This window comes from Streptomyces sp. SN-593 (genome assembly GCF_016756395.1).
Taxonomy (GTDB): Bacteria; Actinomycetota; Actinomycetes; order Streptomycetales; family Streptomycetaceae; genus Actinacidiphila; species Actinacidiphila reveromycinica.
Map to the genome: position 1 here is coordinate 6,897,045 of NZ_AP018365.1, position 17,990 is coordinate 6,915,034.

Annotated in this window: 34 protein-coding genes; 31 read left to right on the forward strand and 3 right to left on the reverse strand. The window is 70.5% G+C overall.

Translation table 11 applies throughout. The features are described from left to right. Positions 1–11: 11 nt before the first annotated feature. Both RVR_RS29535 and RVR_RS29540 read right to left on the reverse strand, forming a co-directional pair. Positions 12–221, reverse strand: coding sequence for a hypothetical protein (locus RVR_RS29535; protein ID WP_202236958.1), 210 nt, complete (start codon positions 219–221; stop codon positions 12–14). Between the two features lie 164 nt (positions 222–385). Next, positions 386–799, reverse strand: coding sequence for a hypothetical protein (locus tag RVR_RS29540; protein ID WP_202236959.1), 414 nt, complete (start codon positions 797–799; stop codon positions 386–388). Between the two features lie 177 nt (positions 800–976). On the opposite strand from RVR_RS29540, the gene RVR_RS29545 reads away from it, so the two are divergent. From RVR_RS29545 to RVR_RS29665, 25 genes are all read left to right on the forward strand, one after another. Next, positions 977–1,222, forward strand: a complete 246-nt coding sequence (locus tag RVR_RS29545) for a helix-turn-helix domain-containing protein (protein WP_202236960.1) — start codon at positions 977–979, stop codon at positions 1,220–1,222. A gap of 1 nt (position 1,223) precedes the next feature. Then, on the forward strand, positions 1,224–1,463 hold the full coding sequence (locus RVR_RS29550) for a hypothetical protein (protein ID WP_202236961.1): 240 nt from the start codon (positions 1,224–1,226) through the stop codon (positions 1,461–1,463). A 93-nt stretch (positions 1,464–1,556) separates the two neighbouring features. Then, entirely contained in the window at positions 1,557–2,375 is an 819-nt protein-coding gene (locus RVR_RS29555; protein ID WP_202236962.1) for a phage antirepressor N-terminal domain-containing protein, read from the forward strand. Further along, positions 2,372–2,719: a hypothetical protein gene (locus tag RVR_RS38720; protein ID WP_202236963.1), complete on the forward strand. Its 348-nt coding sequence runs from the start codon at positions 2,372–2,374 to the stop codon at positions 2,717–2,719. The genes RVR_RS29555 and RVR_RS38720 overlap by 4 nt, the downstream gene beginning before the upstream one ends. Next, positions 2,716–3,156, forward strand: a complete 441-nt coding sequence (locus RVR_RS29565) for a hypothetical protein (RefSeq protein ID WP_202236964.1) — start codon at positions 2,716–2,718, stop codon at positions 3,154–3,156. The genes RVR_RS38720 and RVR_RS29565 overlap by 4 nt, the downstream gene beginning before the upstream one ends. Next, positions 3,156–3,446: a hypothetical protein gene (locus RVR_RS29570; protein WP_202236965.1), complete on the forward strand. Its 291-nt coding sequence runs from the start codon at positions 3,156–3,158 to the stop codon at positions 3,444–3,446. The genes RVR_RS29565 and RVR_RS29570 overlap by 1 nt, the downstream gene beginning before the upstream one ends. A gap of 51 nt (positions 3,447–3,497) precedes the next feature. Continuing rightward, positions 3,498–3,746, forward strand: a complete 249-nt coding sequence (locus RVR_RS29575; RefSeq protein ID WP_202236966.1) for a hypothetical protein — start codon at positions 3,498–3,500, stop codon at positions 3,744–3,746. After that, the gene (locus RVR_RS29580) at positions 3,743–4,123 is read left to right on the forward strand and encodes a hypothetical protein (protein ID WP_202236967.1); all 381 of its coding nucleotides are present in this window, start codon (positions 3,743–3,745) and stop codon (positions 4,121–4,123) included. The genes RVR_RS29575 and RVR_RS29580 overlap by 4 nt, the downstream gene beginning before the upstream one ends. A 115-nt stretch (positions 4,124–4,238) precedes the next feature. Beyond that, positions 4,239–4,517: a hypothetical protein gene (locus tag RVR_RS29585; RefSeq protein ID WP_202236968.1), complete on the forward strand. Its 279-nt coding sequence runs from the start codon at positions 4,239–4,241 to the stop codon at positions 4,515–4,517. After that, a complete protein-coding gene (locus RVR_RS29590; RefSeq protein WP_202236969.1) occupies positions 4,514–5,026 on the forward strand; it encodes a hypothetical protein in 513 nt (170 codons plus the stop codon). Before RVR_RS29585 ends, RVR_RS29590 begins: the two co-directional genes overlap by 4 nt. Then, on the forward strand, positions 5,026–5,217 hold the full coding sequence (locus tag RVR_RS29595) for a hypothetical protein (protein ID WP_202236970.1): 192 nt from the start codon (positions 5,026–5,028) through the stop codon (positions 5,215–5,217). Before RVR_RS29590 ends, RVR_RS29595 begins: the two co-directional genes overlap by 1 nt. Then, complete coding sequence (locus RVR_RS29600; protein ID WP_202236971.1) at positions 5,214–5,942, forward strand: hypothetical protein; 729 nt, start codon at positions 5,214–5,216, stop codon at positions 5,940–5,942. Before RVR_RS29595 ends, RVR_RS29600 begins: the two co-directional genes overlap by 4 nt. Next, entirely contained in the window at positions 5,942–6,829 is an 888-nt protein-coding gene (locus tag RVR_RS29605; RefSeq protein ID WP_202236972.1) for a PD-(D/E)XK nuclease-like domain-containing protein, read from the forward strand. Before RVR_RS29600 ends, RVR_RS29605 begins: the two co-directional genes overlap by 1 nt. Then, a complete protein-coding gene (locus tag RVR_RS29610) occupies positions 6,826–7,695 on the forward strand; it encodes a hypothetical protein (protein ID WP_202236973.1) in 870 nt (289 codons plus the stop codon). The genes RVR_RS29605 and RVR_RS29610 overlap by 4 nt, the downstream gene beginning before the upstream one ends. Positions 7,696–7,764: 69 nt before the next feature. After that, positions 7,765–8,742 carry a hypothetical protein gene (locus tag RVR_RS29615; RefSeq protein ID WP_202236974.1) on the forward strand — a complete coding sequence of 326 codons (978 nt, stop codon included), beginning with the start codon at positions 7,765–7,767 and terminating at the stop codon, positions 8,740–8,742. A 66-nt stretch (positions 8,743–8,808) separates the two neighbouring features. Next, entirely contained in the window at positions 8,809–9,606 is a 798-nt protein-coding gene (locus RVR_RS29620) for an exonuclease domain-containing protein (RefSeq protein ID WP_202236975.1), read from the forward strand. Then, on the forward strand, positions 9,603–10,037 hold the full coding sequence (locus RVR_RS29625) for a hypothetical protein (RefSeq protein WP_202236976.1): 435 nt from the start codon (positions 9,603–9,605) through the stop codon (positions 10,035–10,037). Before RVR_RS29620 ends, RVR_RS29625 begins: the two co-directional genes overlap by 4 nt. After that, positions 10,037–10,267 (forward strand): hypothetical protein, encoded by a 231-nt coding sequence (locus tag RVR_RS29630; RefSeq protein ID WP_202236977.1) that lies wholly within the window; start codon positions 10,037–10,039, stop codon positions 10,265–10,267. The genes RVR_RS29625 and RVR_RS29630 overlap by 1 nt, the downstream gene beginning before the upstream one ends. Beyond that, positions 10,267–10,413: a hypothetical protein gene (locus RVR_RS29635; protein WP_202236978.1), complete on the forward strand. Its 147-nt coding sequence runs from the start codon at positions 10,267–10,269 to the stop codon at positions 10,411–10,413. Before RVR_RS29630 ends, RVR_RS29635 begins: the two co-directional genes overlap by 1 nt. Further along, positions 10,410–10,718, forward strand: a complete 309-nt coding sequence (locus RVR_RS29640) for a hypothetical protein (RefSeq protein ID WP_237405035.1) — start codon at positions 10,410–10,412, stop codon at positions 10,716–10,718. The genes RVR_RS29635 and RVR_RS29640 overlap by 4 nt, the downstream gene beginning before the upstream one ends. Then, positions 10,715–11,467 carry a hypothetical protein gene (locus RVR_RS29645; RefSeq protein WP_202236979.1) on the forward strand — a complete coding sequence of 251 codons (753 nt, stop codon included), beginning with the start codon at positions 10,715–10,717 and terminating at the stop codon, positions 11,465–11,467. The genes RVR_RS29640 and RVR_RS29645 overlap by 4 nt, the downstream gene beginning before the upstream one ends. Further along, the gene (locus RVR_RS29650) at positions 11,464–11,775 is read left to right on the forward strand and encodes a hypothetical protein (protein WP_202236980.1); all 312 of its coding nucleotides are present in this window, start codon (positions 11,464–11,466) and stop codon (positions 11,773–11,775) included. Before RVR_RS29645 ends, RVR_RS29650 begins: the two co-directional genes overlap by 4 nt. A 16-nt stretch (positions 11,776–11,791) precedes the next feature. After that, a complete protein-coding gene (locus RVR_RS29655; protein ID WP_202236981.1) occupies positions 11,792–12,133 on the forward strand; it encodes a hypothetical protein in 342 nt (113 codons plus the stop codon). 79 nt (positions 12,134–12,212) lie between these two features. After that, complete coding sequence (locus tag RVR_RS29660) at positions 12,213–12,920, forward strand: VWA domain-containing protein (RefSeq protein WP_202236982.1); 708 nt, start codon at positions 12,213–12,215, stop codon at positions 12,918–12,920. Positions 12,921–12,991: 71 nt separating this feature from the next. Then, positions 12,992–14,251 (forward strand): hypothetical protein, encoded by a 1,260-nt coding sequence (locus RVR_RS29665; protein WP_202236983.1) that lies wholly within the window; start codon positions 12,992–12,994, stop codon positions 14,249–14,251. 2 nt (positions 14,252–14,253) lie between these two features. Here RVR_RS29665 and RVR_RS29670 read toward each other — a convergent pair whose 3' ends face one another. After that, positions 14,254–14,586, reverse strand: a complete 333-nt coding sequence (locus tag RVR_RS29670; protein WP_202236984.1) for a hypothetical protein — start codon at positions 14,584–14,586, stop codon at positions 14,254–14,256. Between the two features lie 196 nt (positions 14,587–14,782). On the opposite strand from RVR_RS29670, the gene RVR_RS29675 reads away from it, so the two are divergent. The 6 genes from RVR_RS29675 to RVR_RS29700 are packed head-to-tail and all read left to right on the forward strand — an operon-like array spanning position 14,783 to position 17,940. Next, the gene (locus RVR_RS29675; RefSeq protein ID WP_202236985.1) at positions 14,783–15,631 is read left to right on the forward strand and encodes a helix-turn-helix domain-containing protein; all 849 of its coding nucleotides are present in this window, start codon (positions 14,783–14,785) and stop codon (positions 15,629–15,631) included. A gap of 3 nt (positions 15,632–15,634) precedes the next feature. Further along, positions 15,635–16,363, forward strand: coding sequence for an ATP-binding protein (locus tag RVR_RS29680; RefSeq protein ID WP_202236986.1), 729 nt, complete (start codon positions 15,635–15,637; stop codon positions 16,361–16,363). Continuing rightward, complete coding sequence (locus RVR_RS29685; protein ID WP_202236987.1) at positions 16,360–17,046, forward strand: PDDEXK family nuclease; 687 nt, start codon at positions 16,360–16,362, stop codon at positions 17,044–17,046. The genes RVR_RS29680 and RVR_RS29685 overlap by 4 nt, the downstream gene beginning before the upstream one ends. Further along, positions 17,043–17,354: a zinc finger domain-containing protein gene (locus RVR_RS29690; RefSeq protein ID WP_202236988.1), complete on the forward strand. Its 312-nt coding sequence runs from the start codon at positions 17,043–17,045 to the stop codon at positions 17,352–17,354. The genes RVR_RS29685 and RVR_RS29690 overlap by 4 nt, the downstream gene beginning before the upstream one ends. After that, positions 17,351–17,719, forward strand: coding sequence for a ParB N-terminal domain-containing protein (locus tag RVR_RS29695; RefSeq protein WP_202236989.1), 369 nt, complete (start codon positions 17,351–17,353; stop codon positions 17,717–17,719). The genes RVR_RS29690 and RVR_RS29695 overlap by 4 nt, the downstream gene beginning before the upstream one ends. Then, complete coding sequence (locus RVR_RS29700) at positions 17,716–17,940, forward strand: hypothetical protein (RefSeq protein WP_202236990.1); 225 nt, start codon at positions 17,716–17,718, stop codon at positions 17,938–17,940. The genes RVR_RS29695 and RVR_RS29700 overlap by 4 nt, the downstream gene beginning before the upstream one ends. Positions 17,941–17,990 lie beyond the last annotated feature (50 nt).

Here is a 17,990-nt window from a genome sequence, read left to right on the forward strand (position 1 = left end):
CTCACCCCGTCTCAGTTGTTCAGATTGAGTGGACCCAGCGGGCAGCCTTGGCACGCACGGCAGTCGCCCCCTTGTCGGGCCACCATCTCGCGCATCACGGCGAGCACGGTCGGGTCGGTCATGTAGTCCGGCGGAGCGATGCAGATCATCTTCTCTGCCGTGCGACCTACCCATCCCCTGAAATGCGGGCCGTAGTCGGCCACATAGAAGTCGTTGCGCACCAAGTCCCCCCCATTTCGGGATCGGGAGAACCCCCCAAGGTGTGTGTCCGACTCTGCCACGACCAGGGCCGGTTGGGACCGGCTGGGGCCAAAACAGGCAGCAAGTATTTCCCGACGCACCGTCAGAAACCAGAAGGTTGTACGCCGAACGGATGAATCTGCGGTCAGATGATGCCCTGGCGCTTCAGATCCGCGACAATCCGGTCGCTCAGGTTGCGGATGTCGGGGGCCGGCAGGTCTGTGGTGCCGATGGAGGCGGACTCCACGATGCGGCGGACGGCGTCATCCCGATCGGTGGGGGTGGCGTCGGCGATGGTCACGGTCGGATCGACGGTGGACGGGGTGGCGACGGTGGGCTCACCGCCGCCCTTGATGGCGGCGCAGCTTCCGACGGCCCAGCCGAGCTCCTGGTCGATGGCTGCGTAGGCCAGGTCGCGGACCGGGAGTGCCTCCTCCACGCGTTTCCAGGTGTCTTTGTTGATGCCGGCGGACTTCGCGGCCTTGAGGCGGGCAAGGCCCAGTGCCAGGCGGCGCGTCTTCACGGCGTCCGCGAGGCGGGGCAGGTCCTCTGTCGACATGCGCCCATCTTGGCAGGGCCAGGAGGGGCCAGCTAGGGCCAACCTCACTAAGGCCGAAAGACGCGCAGGTCACATGCGCCCCCATGCTCGCACGTGTGTGCGAATCTCTAGAGATCTTGCGCCAACTAAAGCCAACTAGCGCTGGACTTGGGGGCCAACTAGAGCTATGTTCAGGGCATGGAAGTCCTCCCGAGCACCTTCGAGGTGCTAGGGGCGCAAATCCGCAAACGGCGCATGCAGATGGGAATGGGGGCGCGCGAGCTGGCCGCCAAGGCGCGAATCAGCCGTCGCTACCTCAACCACCTGGAGAACGGCTCGCGCAGCCACATGAGCCCACCGCGCTACATCGATCTGCGCACCGCCCTTGACGTGACCGACGAGTACCTCCTCGCCCCACCGAGGCCCAACACCGACAAGGAGTGACATGCCCGGCGCCAAGTACGAGAAGTACGGCCGGCCGAAGGCCCCCACCGACCTCAATCAGGAGTACATGACCGTCCAGGAGACGGCCTACGTCCTGGGGTGCAGCGTCACCTGGCTGCGGAAGTTCCTGCGGACGCACCCCAAACTCCAGGCCCGGTCGGGCCGCCGCATCATCACCGACCGCGCTGCGCGGGCGGCGATCTACCGCGCGCAGTCCGGGAAGCTCCCCGCCGCCGCCTGACCTACCCCCGCGCGTTGCGGGGCCGCCCGCTCTTGCCCGGACCAGGCGACCCCCGGCGACGCGCTCACCCACTGACGAAAGCGAGGCATCGCCTTGAATCCCATCATCCCATCCGAGCCGGGCGAGGTCGTGAAGCTCGACCTGTCCGCCGGTTCCGTACACACCGTCTTGGTCGACGGGCTGCCGCACGTCGTGTTGCGTCCGGCGATCGAGGCCCTGGGTATGGACTACTCGACCCAGCTCGCCAAGCTCAAGACCCGCTCGTGGGCATCCGTGGGGCAGAGCCCCATGACTGGCGCGGACGGCAAGACCTACCAGATGGCCGTCGTCCCGGTCCGGACGTTCCTGATGCTGCTGGCCACGGTCAACGAGAACCGCGTGAAGGAGTCGGCGCGGAAGACACTGGTCGCGTTCCAGAACGAGACGGCCGACGCCATCGAGGCGTACTGGACGCAGGGCGGCGCGATCAACCCGCGCGCCACCGAGGACCAGCTCGACTCGCTGATCGCCCGCGCCAAGCAGCAGGCCGAGGTGCTGTCGATCCTCGCGCCGATCGTCTCGCCGGAGTGGCTGGAGACGAAGGGCCGGTTGGTCGCGGCCCGCGCTCTAGGTGAGGAGCCGGAGCTGGACCCACTGGACGTGCCGCTGTACGTCCCGGACTTCCTGAAGGACAAGGGCCTGAAGCGGGCCCAGGTCGAGTCGGTGCAGTCCTGGTTCGGCCGGCGTGCCGCCGCCCTGTACGAGGCGGAGCACGGCGAGAAGCCGGGAAAGCGCCAGTCGGATCTACCGAACGGCTCCGTGCGTGAGACCTACGCGTGGACGGCCCGTCACCTGCCGGTGTTCGAGGAGACGTGGGACCGCTACTACGCGGACCAGTACCCGACCCAGGTCGAGTTCGGCGGTGCGGCATGAGCGCCCCGGACCCGCAGTTGGCGCCGGCTCTGGCGTTGGCGCAGTTGATCACGGAGTACCCGGCGCGTCCGTTGACGACGTGGTCGATCGTGGACGGCCGGCTGGAGGGCCGCGTGTACGGCCCGGAGGCGGGCGACCGGGCGGCGGTGGAGTGGTGGGCCGGAGTGCTTGCCGCTGAGCCGGTGGAGCGGCACATGTTCGAGTACGCGGGGCGCCGCATGCAGGTGGTGGAGGTTGCCGCTGTGTGGCGGGACGTGCCGCTGGTGGTGCAGGTGTCGGTTCCGGCCGTGCTGGTGCCGTCTCTGTCGTCGCTGGTGCTGGGCCGTGAGCAGGTGGCGGCGTGAGCGCCCCGTTGAGCGAGCAGCAGCTCGCGAAGATCCAGGAGATGGCGGCCCGTACCGAGGCGCGTCCGCTGTTGTTCTCGGACTGTGAGGGCCTGGTGAGGGTGTGGGCGGTGTCCGCACTCAAGCGCATCGTCCGAGACGGCGCCGGCAGGATCGAGAGTTGGTCGGAGCCCTTCTCCTACCGGCCATCGGATCTGGTCGCCGAGATCGAACTCGAAGGGGGCACCTGGGACCCGGGCGAGGACGAGGCCGACGACCAGCGCCGCCGTGACATCGGTGACCTGGTGGCCGCTCGCGAGGTGCTACCCGCGCTGCTGACCGAGGTCGAGCGGCTGTCCGCTCAGATGGCCGCGGTCAGGGCGTTCGCCACGAGCCACGAGTACCGGTGGCTGCACGAACTGCTGGACGGCCCCGGCTCGCACGGGGGTGCCCTGTGATGTTCACTCCGGAGTTCGAGAAGGCTCTGCGGCTCCTGGTCGACGCGCCAGCGACGGGTGAGAGGGCGGTCTACCGCGCCTACTTCCGGGTCGCCTTGGACGAGATCGACCGGCTGCGGGCGGGCGACGGATACGTGGCGGGTCGGGTCGCGGGTCTGCTGGAGGCGGCGGAGATCGTCGGGAACGACGACGACTGCACCTGCGGCGGCTGCGACACGTGCGTGGGCCGTGAGCTGGCCGCCAAGGTCCGTGACCGCGCAGACCAGTTGGCCGGGGGTGGCCCGCGATGACGTGGTTCCCCGAGCCCAAGCCGAAGCCGCAGAAGCCGGGTGGTGGCCACCGTGGCTGACGTGATGCTGGCGCTGGCTGCCGAGACGGTGGTCGGCGGGTCGCTGACCGCCACCGGGGTCCTGTTGGCGGCGCGTGCGGAGCAGGTTGCCGGGTCGGCCCGTGAGGGCGCGGTGTGGCTGACGGCCCACGTATCTGCCTGCCCGCGCCCGTCGACCGACACGGCCCGGACGCTGCTGCTGGCGGTCCTCACCACCGTCCTCCGCGCCCACGGCAAGCACCGGGCGGGGGTGGCGGCGTGACCGCCAACTACCCCACGTCCACCGAGACGTTCGGGCATGAGCCGTTCCGTTACGACGGCGTACCCAACTGCATCCGGTGCTACACCGAGCGGCGCGGACGCCGACGCCCCGTTCCGTGGCCGTGCACGAGCGCCGTCGTCCTCGGCCTGGTCGTGGTGGATGCGGACCGCTGGAACGCCCGCAACCCGGTCGGCACGCCGGTGTGCGCGTACCCGCTGGCACGCCCGGAGCACCCGGCGTTCACCCCGGACATGCGCCTCACCACGGCGACCCGCACCCCGGCGTGGCGCCTCGGACACGGCACCTCAGTGGTGGCCGTGGACGGCTACCCGGGCGGCATCGCACTGACCCACATCGACCCGATCGGCGGTGCGTGATGCCCCTGCTCCCGCTCCTGTCCCTCGCCGCCGTGCTGTGGGCCGGCCTGTGCGCCGCCGCCCTCGCCTGGACCCGCCCCACCCCGACACCCGCCACGCCCGAGGAGGGCAACCGATGAACGGACCGGACCACTACCGCGAGGCCGAGCGGCGCCTGCTCATGGCGTGGGAGGACGACTCCACGCCGGAGCGCTCCATGCAACTGGTGGCCGAGGCTCAGGTGCACGCCACGCTCGCGCTCGCCGCCGCCACCGCGACGCAGACCTCGGTCTCCGCGTTCAGCGCCGACATCAACAGCCGGGACGTGGACGCCTGGGACGACGCCATCGCCCCGGACAGCAACGCGGCCTCCGCGCACGACGCCGCCGACGACGAGGCGGGTGAGTCCCGGTGACCAACGCGATCGACCCGTTCTGGGCCCAGTTGCTGGCCGAGGAGGCCGCCGCGCGGGGCCGTGTCGCGGACCCGTCCGCGTGCGGTACGTGCCGCCAGCGCGCCGCCGCCGGCGAGCAGGTCGAGCATGACGCCTGCGCCCAGCGCGCCGTCCTCACCCCGGCCCCGGACGCGCCGAGCTGGGAGGCCATCACCTTCATGACGCGTGAGGAACTGGAGGCGCTGCCCGCCCGGTTCCACACCCCGGTGTTCCTGGACACGGCCAGCCCAAGTGCGTGGGTGTGCGCGGTGTGCTGGGGCGACGGATGGGTCAGCCAGTGGCCGTGCAAGACCGCGACCGAGAAGGGCACGGAGGTCTTCACGCCCGAGCACCACGTGAAGGAGCTGGCCCCGGTCGCCTCGCTGCGCACGTGCGGCGCCCCGATCCCCGAGGCGCAGCGCCGCGCCTACTGCTCGGACCGCTGCCGCTGGGCGGATGACGACCACGGGCCGAACGGAGACGACCAGTGATGCCCCGCCCCGCGCAGTGCGACGACGACTGCGACTACGACGACACCGGCCGCTGGCAGCACCACGCCCGGTGCGCCTCCCGCGACCCGTGGGCCGAGGACATGGCCGTCACGACCGCCCGCGAGGACGGCTACACGTGGCGCCCCGCCACCGTCCTGCACCTCCCGCAGCGCGACAGGAGGGCATCGTGACCGCCCGCGACGAACTGTACGAGCTGGCCGTGTGGGGCGACGACCGCACCGCCAACCAGAAGATCGACGCCTACCGCGCCGAGGTGCTGTACGAGGCGATCGCCAACGAGACCATCCCCCACGACCCGCAGCCCGTAGACGTACCCACCGGCGACGGCGGCACGTTCACCCTGCGCCTCGTCTGCGGACAGATGCCCATGCGCTGCGTCCGCTGGGGCGCACCCACCTTCTTCCAGCCCGGCCGGACGTACACCTCCGCCGGGTGGCAGTTCCGCTGCGACACCGTCACCACCCACCCGCACACCGGCGAGCGCGTCGCTCTCGGCTGGGCCCGCATCGGCCGGTCGGAGTGGACGACGTGCAGTGAGACCGAAGACACCTGGACCGCCGGGCACTGGACCGAGACCACCGATGGCGGTGCGCCCACCAAGGCCATGGAAGACGCCGAGCCGGACACCCCGGCCCGGCGGGCGGCCCGCGCCATCCAGGCCCTCCACGACCCGGCCGTCATCGGCTACATCATCGGCCCCGACAGCCTGAGCCTCAGGCTCCACCCGACCACCTGGCAGCAGTGGACGGACTGGCAGAAGCGCCTCGACTGCCCGATCGGACTCACCACGTACCGGGGCGGGTCCGCCACGGCACACGGCTGGTGGGACAAGGTGCCGGTCACCGTCACCGCGATCCTCGACCGGCTGTCCACGCGCGACGGCGGTGCCTCCTGATGGCGACCGCGACCGAGACGGCCACCGTGTGGCGCGGCCCCGGCGTGTACAGCGCCGACGAACTGAGCCTGGAGCAATACCACGCCGACATCGTGCCCGGCGGGTCGCTGTCCAGCAGCGGCGCCCGGGCCTTGCTCGACCCCGGCTGCCCCGCCCAGTTCGACTACGACCGGCGGCAGCCGCAACTCCCGAAGAAGGAGTTCGAGATCGGCACGGCCGTCCACTCCGTGCTCCTCGGCAGCGGCGCCGACCTGGTCGTGGTCGACGCGGAGATGTGGAACACCAAGGCCATCAAAGCCGAGGTCGCCGACATCCGCGCCGACGGGCACATCCCCCTCAAGCCGTCCGACATGCAGCAGGTCGCCGACATGGTCGCCGCCGTCCGCGCGCACCCCGTCGCCGGCCCCCTCTTCACGCCCGGCAGCGGCACCCCGGAGCAGTCCCTGTACTGGATCGACCCTGACACCGGCGTCACCTGCCGGGTCCGTCCGGACTGGCTCAAGCACCTGCCTGACCTGACTCTGTGCGTCGACTACAAGACCGCGGTCAAGGCGGACCCGGAGGCCGTGTCCAAGGCCATCGCGGAGCGCGGCTACCACCAGCAGGACGCCTTCTACATCGACGGCATCCAGCAGGTGCTCGGCCTGCCGGCCCGGTTCCTGTTCGTGTTCCAGTCCAAGACCGCCCCGTACCTGATCACCGTCCGGGAGTTGTCCGACGCGGACCGGGCCATCGGCCGCGCCAAGAACCAGCGGGCCCTGCGCATCTACGCCGAGTGCACCAAGACCGGCATCTGGCCCGACTGGACCGGGCCCACCGACTCCATCCCGTACATCTCGCTGCCCACCTGGGCGGCCACCCGCGAAGCCGAGGAGTACCTGAAGTGACCGAACTTGCCGTCCCCGAAGCCGCACCCGTCGCCGCCCAGAACGGCAACGCCACGGCCCCGCAGCAGCAGATGTCCGCCGGAGCCGGCGCGCTCGTCGAGTGGGCGCAGCAGGCCGACATCGCCTACCAGATGGCCCACAAGCTTGCCGCGACGAGCTTCGTCCCGCAGTCCCTGCGCGGCAAGCCCGGCGACGTCGCCGCCGCGATCCTCGCCGGTCAGGAGCTCGGCCTGAAGCCGATGGCGACGCTCAAGAGCATCGACGTCATCCAGGGGACACCGGCCCTGCGGGCGCACGCCATGCGGGGCATCTTGCAGAACAAGGGCCACGAGATCGAACTGGTCGAGACGGACGAGCAGCACTGCGTGATGCGCGGGCGCCGGGCCGGCTCCGAGAACTGGCAGACCGTCGTATGGACGATCCAGCGCGCCGCGAAGCTCGGGCTGACCGGAAAGGGCGAGTGGAAGAAGCAGCCGCAGACGATGCTCGTGGCCCGCGCCACGGGCGAGATCTGCCGCCTGATCGCGTCGGACGCCCTGCACGGTATGCCCTACGCCGCGGAGGAACTGTCCGGGACGACGGAGTTGACCGTCGAGCAGGTCCGGGCGCCGCTGTCCGTCTCCGCGATCACCGCCGCACCGACGCCCGCGGCCCAGCCCGAACCGCCGGTCGAGGAGTTCGTGGACCCGGAGGCGGACGACGCCGAGCACGCCGCGGCGGTCGCCGAGTTGGACGCGTTCGGCGCGGAGTACGAGGCCCCCGACATCCGCGGCGACGCGTTCCGCGAGTTGGGCCTGCCCGTCGAGGACGCGCCCGCGCAAGCCATCCGCGACCTCGTCACCAAGTGGCGCACCGCCGCCGCCTAACCCACCCGCTGCACGGCCGCCCCGCCCGCCGGTAACAGGCGGGGCGGCCTCCGATCAGGAGACCACACCATGACCGAACCGCAAGCACTTCCCCCGACCGACATCGAGTCCCTGCGCAACGAACTCGACCGCACCCGCAACGAACTCGCCAAGTACGTCGGCCACGAGCCGACCGTCGCCGAAGAGATGCAGTACCTCAGCGAGGAGAACGAGCGCCTCCGCAAGATCGCCGCGTTCCTGCTGCTGGAGTACGCCGAGAAGAGCACCGTCGACCTCTGGGACGACGACCTCGACACGATGACCGGGCCGCTCGACATCGAGCCGTCACCGGACCGCAAGGAAACTACCCGCGTCACCTACACCCGCGGCCCGGTCCGACCGCCGAAGCGCACCCGCAAGCCCATCAACCACCGCGCCGAGGCGGAGAAGCACGCCAGCCAGGCCGCACACCTCAAGAGCGACCGGCGGCACCACCCGATCGACCCGATCGCCACCGACTTCCACCTGCGCATGGCCACGGTCCACGCCACCCTCGCCGCCGGCGAGACCACGGCCGCCAGTAGCACCGACATGCGAGACGCCCTCATCCTGCTGCGGCGCCGCGAGTACGCGATGCGCGACCTGGTGTCCACGCACATCGCCAAGGGCCTCGCCAGCAGGGAGAAGAACCGCTGGGGCGCAGCCCGCGCCCTCGCCCAGGGCCTCGACGAGGCCGACGCCAACATGGACGACCTCATCGACGCCCGACTCACCGACGACGGATGGGACCCCCGATCCGCGTGGAAGGCAGTCGCCTCCGCTGTCCCCTCCGACGACCCGTGGGCGCCGACGCCCGACATCAGCGCCGACGTGCCCGAGCCGGTCCGCCGCGCCATCACCGAGCAACTCGTCCGCGCGCTGCTGGACCACGACGAGATCAACGGCGGCGAGTGGGCCCGGCGCCTCACGTGGGCGCTCAAGGGCGAGGGCATCGACCTCACCAGCGCCATCGAGAAGCGGATCTCCGACCTGACGCTCGGCCGCGACCCGTCCGAGCCCCCGTTCTAACCCACCCGCAGACGGGGCCGACCTGCCCGATCGAAGCAGGCAGGTCGGCCCCGGAAGGAGCATCCCATGAGCTGGCACAAGCGGCCCGCCCTGGCCTTCGACACCGAGACCACGGGGATCAACATCGAGTCCGACCGGATCGTGTCCGCCGCCGCCATCCACGTCTCCAGCGCCGGCGCCAAGGCCGCCACGTGGCTCGCCAACCCGGGGGTCGAGATCCCAGAGGCCGCCACTGCGGTCCACCACATCACCACCGAGCACGCCCGCGCCCACGGCCACCCCGCGAAGGACGTCATCGAGGACGTTGTCCATGTGATTGGAGAGGCCGTCCACGACGGCGTACCGATCGCCGGTCACAACGTCGTCTACGACCTGTCCATCCTTGACCGCGAGGCGCGCCGTCACCTCGGCTGCGGGCTCGATGGGGCATTCGACCTCACCCGTATCCGCGTCATCGACACCAGCGTCCTCGACAAGCACGTGCTGCCCCGCCGCCGTCGCGTGTCGGAGAAGCAGGGCGCCCGTCAACTCATCACCCTCGCGCAGGTCTACAGCCTCGGATGGGACGAGGGGGCCGCGCACGGCTCCGAGTACGACGCGCTGATGGCCGCGCGGATCGCGTACAGGATCGGGTCGTTGATCGAGATGCCGGCCGTGAAGCGCCCTGAGTTCGAGTTCGGCGAGTTCCAGCAGTTCGATCAGTTGCGCGGGTTGGACATCGACGCTCTGCACGACCGGCAGAGGGCGCTGGCCGTAGAGCAGGCGGCCGGTCTGGAGTCGTACTTCCGGCAGAAGGACCCGAACGCGGTGGTGGATGGCCGCTGGCCGCTGATCCCCTTCACCACCGAGGGGACGTCCCGATGATGACCGACGAGCAGGCCACGCAAGCCGTGTGGGACCTGATGGGCCACGCCATCGAAGGTCGCGGCGAGCAAGCCGCCCGGCTGCTGGCGGAGATCGGAGCGGACTCCGACGGCCCCCGAATGTACGGCATCTGCTGCGCCATTGCGGAGATCGGCAAGGCCACCCTCCGGCAGCTCTACCCCCACATGACGTGGGGGCCCTCCGGCTACATGTGGGCGATGCAGCAGCTCGGCCCCGGCAGCCCGGCCGACGTGTGGGCTGCGCGGTTCCTCGTCGCCTACGCCGACGGCGACAAGGCGAACGCGAACGCCCTGTGGAGCGCGGCAACGGCTGCCAGTGGCGACGAGCACGTGGACTCGATCTGTGCACTCGTCACCACCGTCGCCGGGCTCGCCATCACGGCGCTCCGCAAGAAGCGCGGGGAGGCGTGATGCAGACCGGCCACGCCCTCGTCGCCGTCATCTGCGTGATCGGCGCCCTCGCGTTCCTCGCCGCCGCAGTCGCCACCAACGGCCGCCGAGTCGAGACGCCGACCGGGCCCGCGCCCACCGCGTTCCGCTACTGCCCCGACGAGCAGCGCACCCGCGCCGCACTCCTGCACCCCGACGGCACCGCCCACTGCGGCGGCTGCGGCTGCCTCCTCGACCCGGCAGGTGACTGATGTCCTCCAAGCCCCCGCGCGTCCCCGCCCCGGCAAAGGTCACCGAGCAGGACCGGGCCGCCGCCGTCCGCCTCATCTGCCGCACCGTCCCCGACCCGCGGCACGCCCGCACCATCATCGCCGCCCTCGGACTGGAGGAGAAGTGACCACGCCCCTGCCCGGCATGCCCACCCCGCCCGCGCCGTCTGCCGACTACGAGACGTGGGCCGAGACCGTCCGTCCCGTGTACGCCGCCGCAGCCTCCACCGGCCGCACGTTCCTGTGCTGGCACATCGCCCGCGACCACCACCTCCCCGACCCGCCCAACCCCAAGCGCGACTGGGCACGCCTCATGAGCGACCTCCACCGCGCCGGCCTCATCCGCCAGGACGGCTACGGCGAAGCCCGCGACCACTCCGCCGTCCACGCCTGGCGCGGCACCCGCGCCGCCATGCAGGGGAGGGCAGCGTGACCACCGCCGTCCGGACCCCGCCCAGCCGCCGCTACATCAACCGCAAGCAGCGGGACCTCAACATCGCCCGCGGCATCCCCAACCGCGTCAACACCGCCATCGCCCGCGCCCACATCCTCGAACTCCGCAAAACCATGGGCTGGAACGCCATCGCCGCCGCCACCGGATGCAGCGCCTGCCACCTCCGCTACATCGCCGACGGACGCACCACCACCATCAACCGCGTCACCCACCAGAAGATCCTCCGCGCCAAGCCGGCTAGCACCAGCACCCGCGGCCTGTACATCGACGCCACCGGTACTCGCCGCCGCGTCCGCGCTCTCCAGGCCATCGGCTACTCCCAGCAGGCCATCGCCGAAGCCGCCGACACTACGCAGCACCGCATCAGCGTCATCTCCCTCGGCGCCGAACGAGTCCGACAGAAGATCGCCGACAAGATCGCCGACGCCTACCGGCAACTCGCCCACCACACCCCGCCCGACAACGCCTTCACCTGCCGCGCCCGCAACCACGCCGCCGCCCAGAAGTGGCTCACGCCCGACTTCTGGGAGGACTACGACCGGATCGACGACCCGCAGTTCGACCCGACCGCCACGCTCCCGACGAAGCAGATCCTCGCCGAGGACGCCCGCTGGTTCATGGCCATGGACGGCCTCACCGTCACCCAGGCCGCCGACCGTCTCGGCCGGTCCGTCGGCTACATCCGCGACTGCCTCGACGAGTACCCCGAGCAGGGGGCCGCGGCATGACCCTCGCCGACGCGGCCACGGCCCGTGACCAGCTCCGCGACCTCGCCACGCGTGGCTTCACCAGCGCGTGGCTCGCAGGACAGATAGGCGCCGACCGCCACCTCCTCACCCGCATCCGCTCCGGAGAACAGAAGCGCTCCTCCGCCTACGTCATCACCCGCATCCACCGGCTGTACCGCAGCCTCCACGACACCACCGCCGACCAGCACGGCATCGCGCCCGGGCCCGTGGCCCGCACCCAGCTCATCGCCGGACGAGGCGGCTGGACCGCCATCCCACAACCGGCCGACGAACCCGCCACCCACTGACCCCGGGAGACCACCCATGGGCTACTACCACTCCACCTACTTCGCCTACGGCATCCACATCCCTGTGGATGGCCCCGCCTGGGAAGAGTCGGAGCGCGCCGACGAGGAACTGCCGAAGATCAAGGCCGCCTGCCCGGACGTCGGCCACCTCGAAGCCGGCGACTACGACCGCGACCACTTCTTCCTCGTCACGAAGTGCCACTCGGTCGACCTCGGCCGATTCGAGCACGTCACCCCGCAGACCGCCACCCCGGAGCAGATCGCCGACTGGGACCAGCAACTCATCGCCGCCGCCATGGCCCTCGGCTACAAGGACACCTCCGCGCCCGGCTGGCTCGTCGTCCCCGACCTGAGCTGACCCGCACGCCGGCGGCCGGGCCGTGGCCACCACCGCCCCGGCCGCCGGACATCACCCACCCTCACCTCTGGAGACCCGCATGTCCCTGTTCCGCAAGTCCGCCACCGCCACCGCCCCGAGCGAGGCGCCGTCCGACCTCGTCAGCCTCATCAAGACCGCCGCCGTCAGCCTGGAGAAGACGGGCCTGTCCGGCCAGCGCGCCGCGGTGTACCTCGTCCTCGACCACTCCGGCAGCATGACGTCCTTCTACCGCTCCGGGGCCGTCCAGCGCCTCGCCGAACAAGCCCTCGGCCTGTCCGCCAACCTCGACGACGACGGCACCGTCCCGGTCGTCTACTTCGGCTCCCGCGCCGAGGACCCCATCGACGTCCGTGTCGACAACTACGCCGGGATCATCGACCGCACCCACCCGAGCGTCCGGTGGGGCTCCACTGACTACGCCGCCGCCATGCGGGCCGTCGTCGCCGAACACCGAGCATCCGGGGCGACCGTGCCCGCGCTGGTCATCTTCCAGACCGACGGCTCACCCGACAACCAGGGCGACGCCGAACGCGAACTGCGCAACGCCAGCAACCAGCCGATCTTCTGGGCGTTCGTCGGCTTCGGCAACAACATCCACTTCCTGGAACAGCTCGACGAACTGCGCGGCCGGGCCGTCGACAACGCGTCGTTCTTCCACGCCCGCGACCCGCGCAACGTCACCGACGCCCAGCTCTACGACGGCATCACCCGCGAGTACGCCGCGTGGCTCACCGCCGCCACCACCGCAGGAATCGTCCACGCCTGACCCACCCCGGCCCGGGGCGACCACCGCCCCGGGCCAGCACAAAGCCCCGCACACTGAGAGGAGCGCACGCCGTGCTGAACAACCAGATCATCGTCACGGACGACGGTCTTGACGCCTGCGCTCACAGGAACGATCACGGCGTCATCGACGCCGCACTCCTCGCCGGGGCCGAGTGGCAGCAGCTCCGGGAACGGAGCGCCAGGGCAGGCGGGGCGACCAAAGCCAGGCTCATCAAGTGCGCCAAGTGTTGGTTGAAGTACGGCTCGGAGCAGTGGCTGAGCCCGAAGGTGAACCACGTCGGTACCCGCATCCTCGCCCACCAGGCCGGCGAGGGTCGCGCCGATCACGACTACGAACCGGTCGAGACGCCAGAGCATCGGGCGTACAACAACCGTGCCTTCCGTATCGGCGACGACGAGGGCTACAACCCGCGCAAAGAAGCGTGGGCGTCGAACATGAAGACGCGCGCCGATGTCCTCCTCACGGGCACCCTCGCCATCGCCTACGAACACCAGCACTCGCCGTTCAGCGCTACCGGCCGCTACAGCGCGCCTGAGCGAACTCGGCTCGCCACCGCTGTCGGCCGCACCCCAATGTGGCACGCCACCAGCGACAAGGTGCGCGGCCAGGTGCCGATCCTCCGCACTGACGGCGGTCTTCCGCCCCAGGTGATCGAGAACCCGAACTACCGCCACGAGTTCCGCGGCGGCGTCTACCGCATCGAGATCTACACCTGCGACGTCCGGTGGGGCCACGAGTGTCCGGACGGCAAGTTCAGCGGCTGCGGCAAGCCCCACGCCCGCGGACAGGTCACGGCAGCCAACTTGGACGACATCATCCGTGGCGCGCCCGTCGCCAAGTTCATGCCCATGTACGACGTCCAGGTCATTCGCGCGCCCCGCTTCTTCTGGACCGACGCCGCTTCCTACGTCCAATACCTCGCCTACGTCGGCGCCCCCCTTGAACTGGCGCCACAGCCTGGTGGCGCACTGCTCGACAAGCAGGCGAGCCGGCGCGGACTCCGCAGCGGCCACTCTCAAAGCAAAGAAGCCCAGCTAGAGGCGTTGCGCGAGCAAGCGGTGGTTCTCTCGCGGCCGAAAGACCCGGCCCCCGTCCCACCTGCTGCGGCAACTGCCGTCTCTCGTCCGACGGACGGCTCGTGCTCGCACTGGGTCGGCGCGGAACGTCGCTACTGCCGTGAAAGCGTCGGCGTCCGCCACTACCTGCCCGGCATGCGCTGCCCGGCCCACACCCCCGCCCGCTTGAAGGGCCAGCCCGAACCGCCGGAGATGCCCGGCTGGGGCGCGGGAAGTCGGGGGGATCGCCAGTGATGTCAGTCGCGACGGTGAGTGCTCTTGACCTCGATCGCTCCGCCGATCGATGGGCCGTTCACGCGGATCTCCGTTGGCGCCGATGCGGCCTTCGTCGCGGACTTCTGAATGATCCGCGTGACCCGCTTCTTCGTCGCGTTGCGGCTCGGGTCCGGGGCAATCTTCGCCACCCACTCGCGCGTGAAACCGGTCCAGCGGGCCATGTCCGACGGGCCGACGCCTTCCGCACGCCATTTGACCAGCAGGCGGCGCACCTCAGCGTCATCGCGGTCGAAGGCTTCCTTCGACTTCGCGCGCCTCTTCGCGGCGGCCCTCAGCTCGGTCTCGGCGTCCATGGACACAAGCATGGCATGCGCGAACGGCGTGCGCATACCCCATGCTCATGCTTTGCGCGAATGGCACTCGCGAACAGTGCATGCGAACGGTATTCTCATCCGTGGGACGGCGCTTTCGCCGTTCTCAAGCCCCCATGAAGGTCTGGTTCCGCCTGCCCAAAGACCCCCTGACCAGCACCTCCTGAAAGAAGAACCCATGGGCTACGAACTCCGCCGTCAACTGCGCGAGGCGCTGGGACCGGACATCACCGGCCTCCAGCGCGCCGTGGCCCTGGAGATCGCCGACGACGCCAACGACGACACGAAGGAGAGCTGGGTGAAGCTCGAAGACCTCGCCCGATGGACTGGCGCGAAGGACACCAGTGTCGTCCGCAATGCCCTCAAGCGTCTCGCCGCGGCCGGCTGGGAGTTCCGCGTGCCGATCGGCAAGGGCAAGGACGGCCGCGCCATGTACGCGGTACCCGGCCGCCGGATGACGTTCCTCGTTCCCCCGTTCGAAGGGGTAGCCGTGGCTACCCCTAAGGGAGAGCCCACGCTCCCCCATGGGGGAGCCCCCGCTACCCCTCAAGCCCCACAAGGGGGAGCCACGGCACCTTCAGAAGGAGCCACGGCACCTTCTGAAGGTGCCGTGGCTCCCCCCTTCTCCTCAGCCCCTCACTCCCCTCAAGAAGAAGAAGCTTCTTCCGCGCCGTCGGCCGTCCGCGAAATCAGCGACGCCGACAAGGTCGAGTTCGGCAACTTCTGGGGGCTCTTCCCCAAGAGCCAGAACTTCGACAAGACCCGCGACGCCTGGACCGCCGAAGTCCTCGCCGGAGCGGACCCCAAGGAGATCACCGCCGCCGCCGTCGCCTACGCCCACGACCAAGCAGGCAACGACTGGCAGTTCGTCAAGTCCTCCGCCGGCTGGCTCCGCGACAAGCGCTACCTCGACAAGCACGCCCCCACGCCCACCGGCAAGCCCAACCTCAAGGCCGTCAAGGGCTCCGGGCACCGCCCGTTCCAGGCCCCCGAGGCCCACGTCTACCACCAGCAGAAGGGTTTCTGACCCATGCCCGAACCCCAGCGCCTCGGCGGAGAAGAGGCCATGCGCCGGGTGCGAGCCATCCTCGAAGCCCGCGGACTCGACCGCATCGAACCTGGCCCCGTCGACCAGGCGCCCGCCCCGGATGAGCCCGGCCACCCTGACTACCACCACCGCCAGCGCGTCCAGGTCGCCGTCAACCGCTGGACCACCGCCGTCCCCTACCGCTACCAGGACGCCGCCGCCACCCACCCCGACATCACCGCCTGGGCCGACCGCGCAACAGCCGACTGGCGCTCCGCCGGCTTCCTCGTCCTCACCGGCAGCTTCGGCACCGGCAAAACCCACCAGGCATACGGCGCGCTCCGCCGCATCGCCGAAGCCGGCCCCGACCGCTTCGAGATGATCGCGATCACTGCCCCCGACATGTACGGGCTACTGCGCCCCGGCGGCTCCGACCGCGGCCACGAAGCCGAACTCAAACGCCTCTGCCGCATCCCGCTGCTCCTCCTCGACGACCTCGGCACCGAGAAGATCAGCGAGTGGACCGAGGAAGCCACCTACCGGCTCCTCAACGAGCGCTACAACGAGTGCCGCCCGCTCATCGTCACCAGCAACTTCCCCACCCGCAGTGACGACGGCGAAGACCTCTCCGACCGGCTCGGTGGACGCATCGCGTCCCGCCTCTCCCAGCTCACCACCGTCGTCGTCCTCGACGGCCCCGACCTCCGACGCCAACTCAGGAGCATCGCGTGACCACCCCTGACCAGCCCATCGACGCTGTCCCCACCACCTATGGCGGCACCACCTTCCGATCCCGCCTCGAAGCCGACTGGGCCCAAACCCTCGACGCCAACGGAATCACCTGGCAGTACGAACCCGAGATGATCGCTCTCCCGTCCGGCGCGAACTACCTCCCCGACTTCTGGCTCCCCGAACTCGGCACCTGGATCGAGGTCAAGGGCCCCGGCATCCCCCGCACGGAGAAAGCCGTCGAACTCGGCAAGACCCGCGCCTGCCACTGCGACGGCGACTGCACCTGCCGCTGGCCCGGCGGAGAACTCGTCATCATCGGCCGCCCCTCCCTGCCCTGGGACGGGAACGCCCGCGGCCACCGGCCCTCAGCCGGCTACGCCAACTGGGAATCCGCCTTCGGCCCCAGCGCCTACCACGTGACGTGTCCCCGCTGCACCCGCGATCAGTGGATCACCCTGCGGCGTCCCTGGACCTGCCGCAACTGCCAGCGCGGGCTGGAGAAGCAGCAAATCCATCTCCCGCACGAGCGCAGCCTGCGGTTCGTCGAAGGCTCCGGCGGCATTGGCTCGGCCTTCTCCAACCCGGCGCTCGACGCGCCCCTCACCGACGAGGAGATAGCGGCCGTCGATCCGTACCAGGACCCCTACAGCCACGGTCTGCACGACCCCTGGAGCGACCAGTGACCCGCTACGGAACGCCCGCCCCCGACGGCATCCGGCACGTGCTCCGCGCCGACCACCACCCCGCCCGCGCCGTCCCCTGCCCGCACTGCGGGGCCGCCGCGCACCGGCCGTGCACCACCCGATCCAAGCGGCGCCTGCTGACCGACGCCCCCGTCCACCCGGCCCGCATCACCGCCTGGGCCCGCACCACGTCCGTGTGCCCCGTCTGCCAGGTCGAACCCGGAATCGACTGCCACCAGGGCGGCTGGCCCCTCTCCGGCGGCGACGTCCACCCCGAGCGGACCGAACTCGCAGGGGAGGCGGCATGAACAACCAGCGGACCATGTCGCTCGCCAAGCTGCTCCGCGAGTTCGCACCGGTGGAGCAGCTACAAACCCCGGGGCACTCGTGGGACACCGAGGCCGCATGGCTCAAGACCAACCACCCCCGGCGCCTCGCGCGAGTCCGCCGCAGCATCGAACGCCTCGGCATCGAAGACCCCATCCAGCTCTGCTACGGCCACCCCGACTGCGGAACCGAACGCCACGTCGTCGACGGCCACCACCGCATCGTCATCGCCCGCGACCTCGGCATCAAGCGCCTCCCCGTCGGCGACGCATGGGCCCCCGGCGCCGACTGGTTCATGGGTGCGAGCGACCAACTCGGCGACGACCCCGAGGAGGCCACCCCGTGACCGCCCTGGACCGGCTCCTCGCCGAGGAACTCCCCACCGGCCAAGTCCCCGACTACCGCTCCGGCACCACGGCCGCCCGCACGGCACACACCCCCTGGACGCCCGAGGAGCAGGCCCGGCACCGCGCCGACCTCCTGGCCGCGCTCGACGAGAAGCCGTTGCGGGTCGGCCGTCGCGCCCGGCCCGTCCGCCACCTCGCCGCCGTACCCCCCGCCGCGTGACCACCACCCGCCCGAAACCCCGCCCGAACCGCACCCCGACAGAACCGGAG

Bases quoted from the DNA above. Each gene is read 5' to 3' on its own strand.
- RVR_RS29540 (WP_202236959.1), bottom strand. From the start codon at position 799: ATGTCGACAGAGGACCTGCCCCGCCTCGCGGACGCCGTGAAGACGCGC.
- RVR_RS29545 (WP_202236960.1), top strand. From the start codon at position 977: ATGGAAGTCCTCCCGAGCACCTTCGAGGTGCTAGGGGCGCAAATCCGC.
- RVR_RS29550 (WP_202236961.1), top strand. From the start codon at position 1,224: ATGCCCGGCGCCAAGTACGAGAAGTACGGCCGGCCGAAGGCCCCCACC.
- RVR_RS38720 (WP_202236963.1), top strand. From the start codon at position 2,372: ATGAGCGCCCCGGACCCGCAGTTGGCGCCGGCTCTGGCGTTGGCGCAG.
- RVR_RS29570 (WP_202236965.1), top strand. From the start codon at position 3,156: ATGTTCACTCCGGAGTTCGAGAAGGCTCTGCGGCTCCTGGTCGACGCG.
- RVR_RS29585 (WP_202236968.1), top strand. From the start codon at position 4,239: ATGAACGGACCGGACCACTACCGCGAGGCCGAGCGGCGCCTGCTCATG.
- RVR_RS29595 (WP_202236970.1), top strand. From the start codon at position 5,026: ATGCCCCGCCCCGCGCAGTGCGACGACGACTGCGACTACGACGACACC.
- RVR_RS29605 (WP_202236972.1), top strand. From the start codon at position 5,942: ATGGCGACCGCGACCGAGACGGCCACCGTGTGGCGCGGCCCCGGCGTG.
- RVR_RS29615 (WP_202236974.1), top strand. From the start codon at position 7,765: ATGACCGAACCGCAAGCACTTCCCCCGACCGACATCGAGTCCCTGCGC.
- RVR_RS29620 (WP_202236975.1), top strand. From the start codon at position 8,809: ATGAGCTGGCACAAGCGGCCCGCCCTGGCCTTCGACACCGAGACCACG.
- RVR_RS29625 (WP_202236976.1), top strand. From the start codon at position 9,603: ATGATGACCGACGAGCAGGCCACGCAAGCCGTGTGGGACCTGATGGGC.
- RVR_RS29630 (WP_202236977.1), top strand. From the start codon at position 10,037: ATGCAGACCGGCCACGCCCTCGTCGCCGTCATCTGCGTGATCGGCGCC.
- RVR_RS29635 (WP_202236978.1), top strand. From the start codon at position 10,267: ATGTCCTCCAAGCCCCCGCGCGTCCCCGCCCCGGCAAAGGTCACCGAG.
- RVR_RS29650 (WP_202236980.1), top strand. From the start codon at position 11,464: ATGACCCTCGCCGACGCGGCCACGGCCCGTGACCAGCTCCGCGACCTC.
- RVR_RS29655 (WP_202236981.1), top strand. From the start codon at position 11,792: ATGGGCTACTACCACTCCACCTACTTCGCCTACGGCATCCACATCCCT.
- RVR_RS29660 (WP_202236982.1), top strand. From the start codon at position 12,213: ATGTCCCTGTTCCGCAAGTCCGCCACCGCCACCGCCCCGAGCGAGGCG.
- RVR_RS29670 (WP_202236984.1), bottom strand. From the start codon at position 14,586: ATGGACGCCGAGACCGAGCTGAGGGCCGCCGCGAAGAGGCGCGCGAAG.
- RVR_RS29675 (WP_202236985.1), top strand. From the start codon at position 14,783: ATGGGCTACGAACTCCGCCGTCAACTGCGCGAGGCGCTGGGACCGGAC.
- RVR_RS29680 (WP_202236986.1), top strand. From the start codon at position 15,635: ATGCCCGAACCCCAGCGCCTCGGCGGAGAAGAGGCCATGCGCCGGGTG.
- RVR_RS29695 (WP_202236989.1), top strand. From the start codon at position 17,351: ATGAACAACCAGCGGACCATGTCGCTCGCCAAGCTGCTCCGCGAGTTC.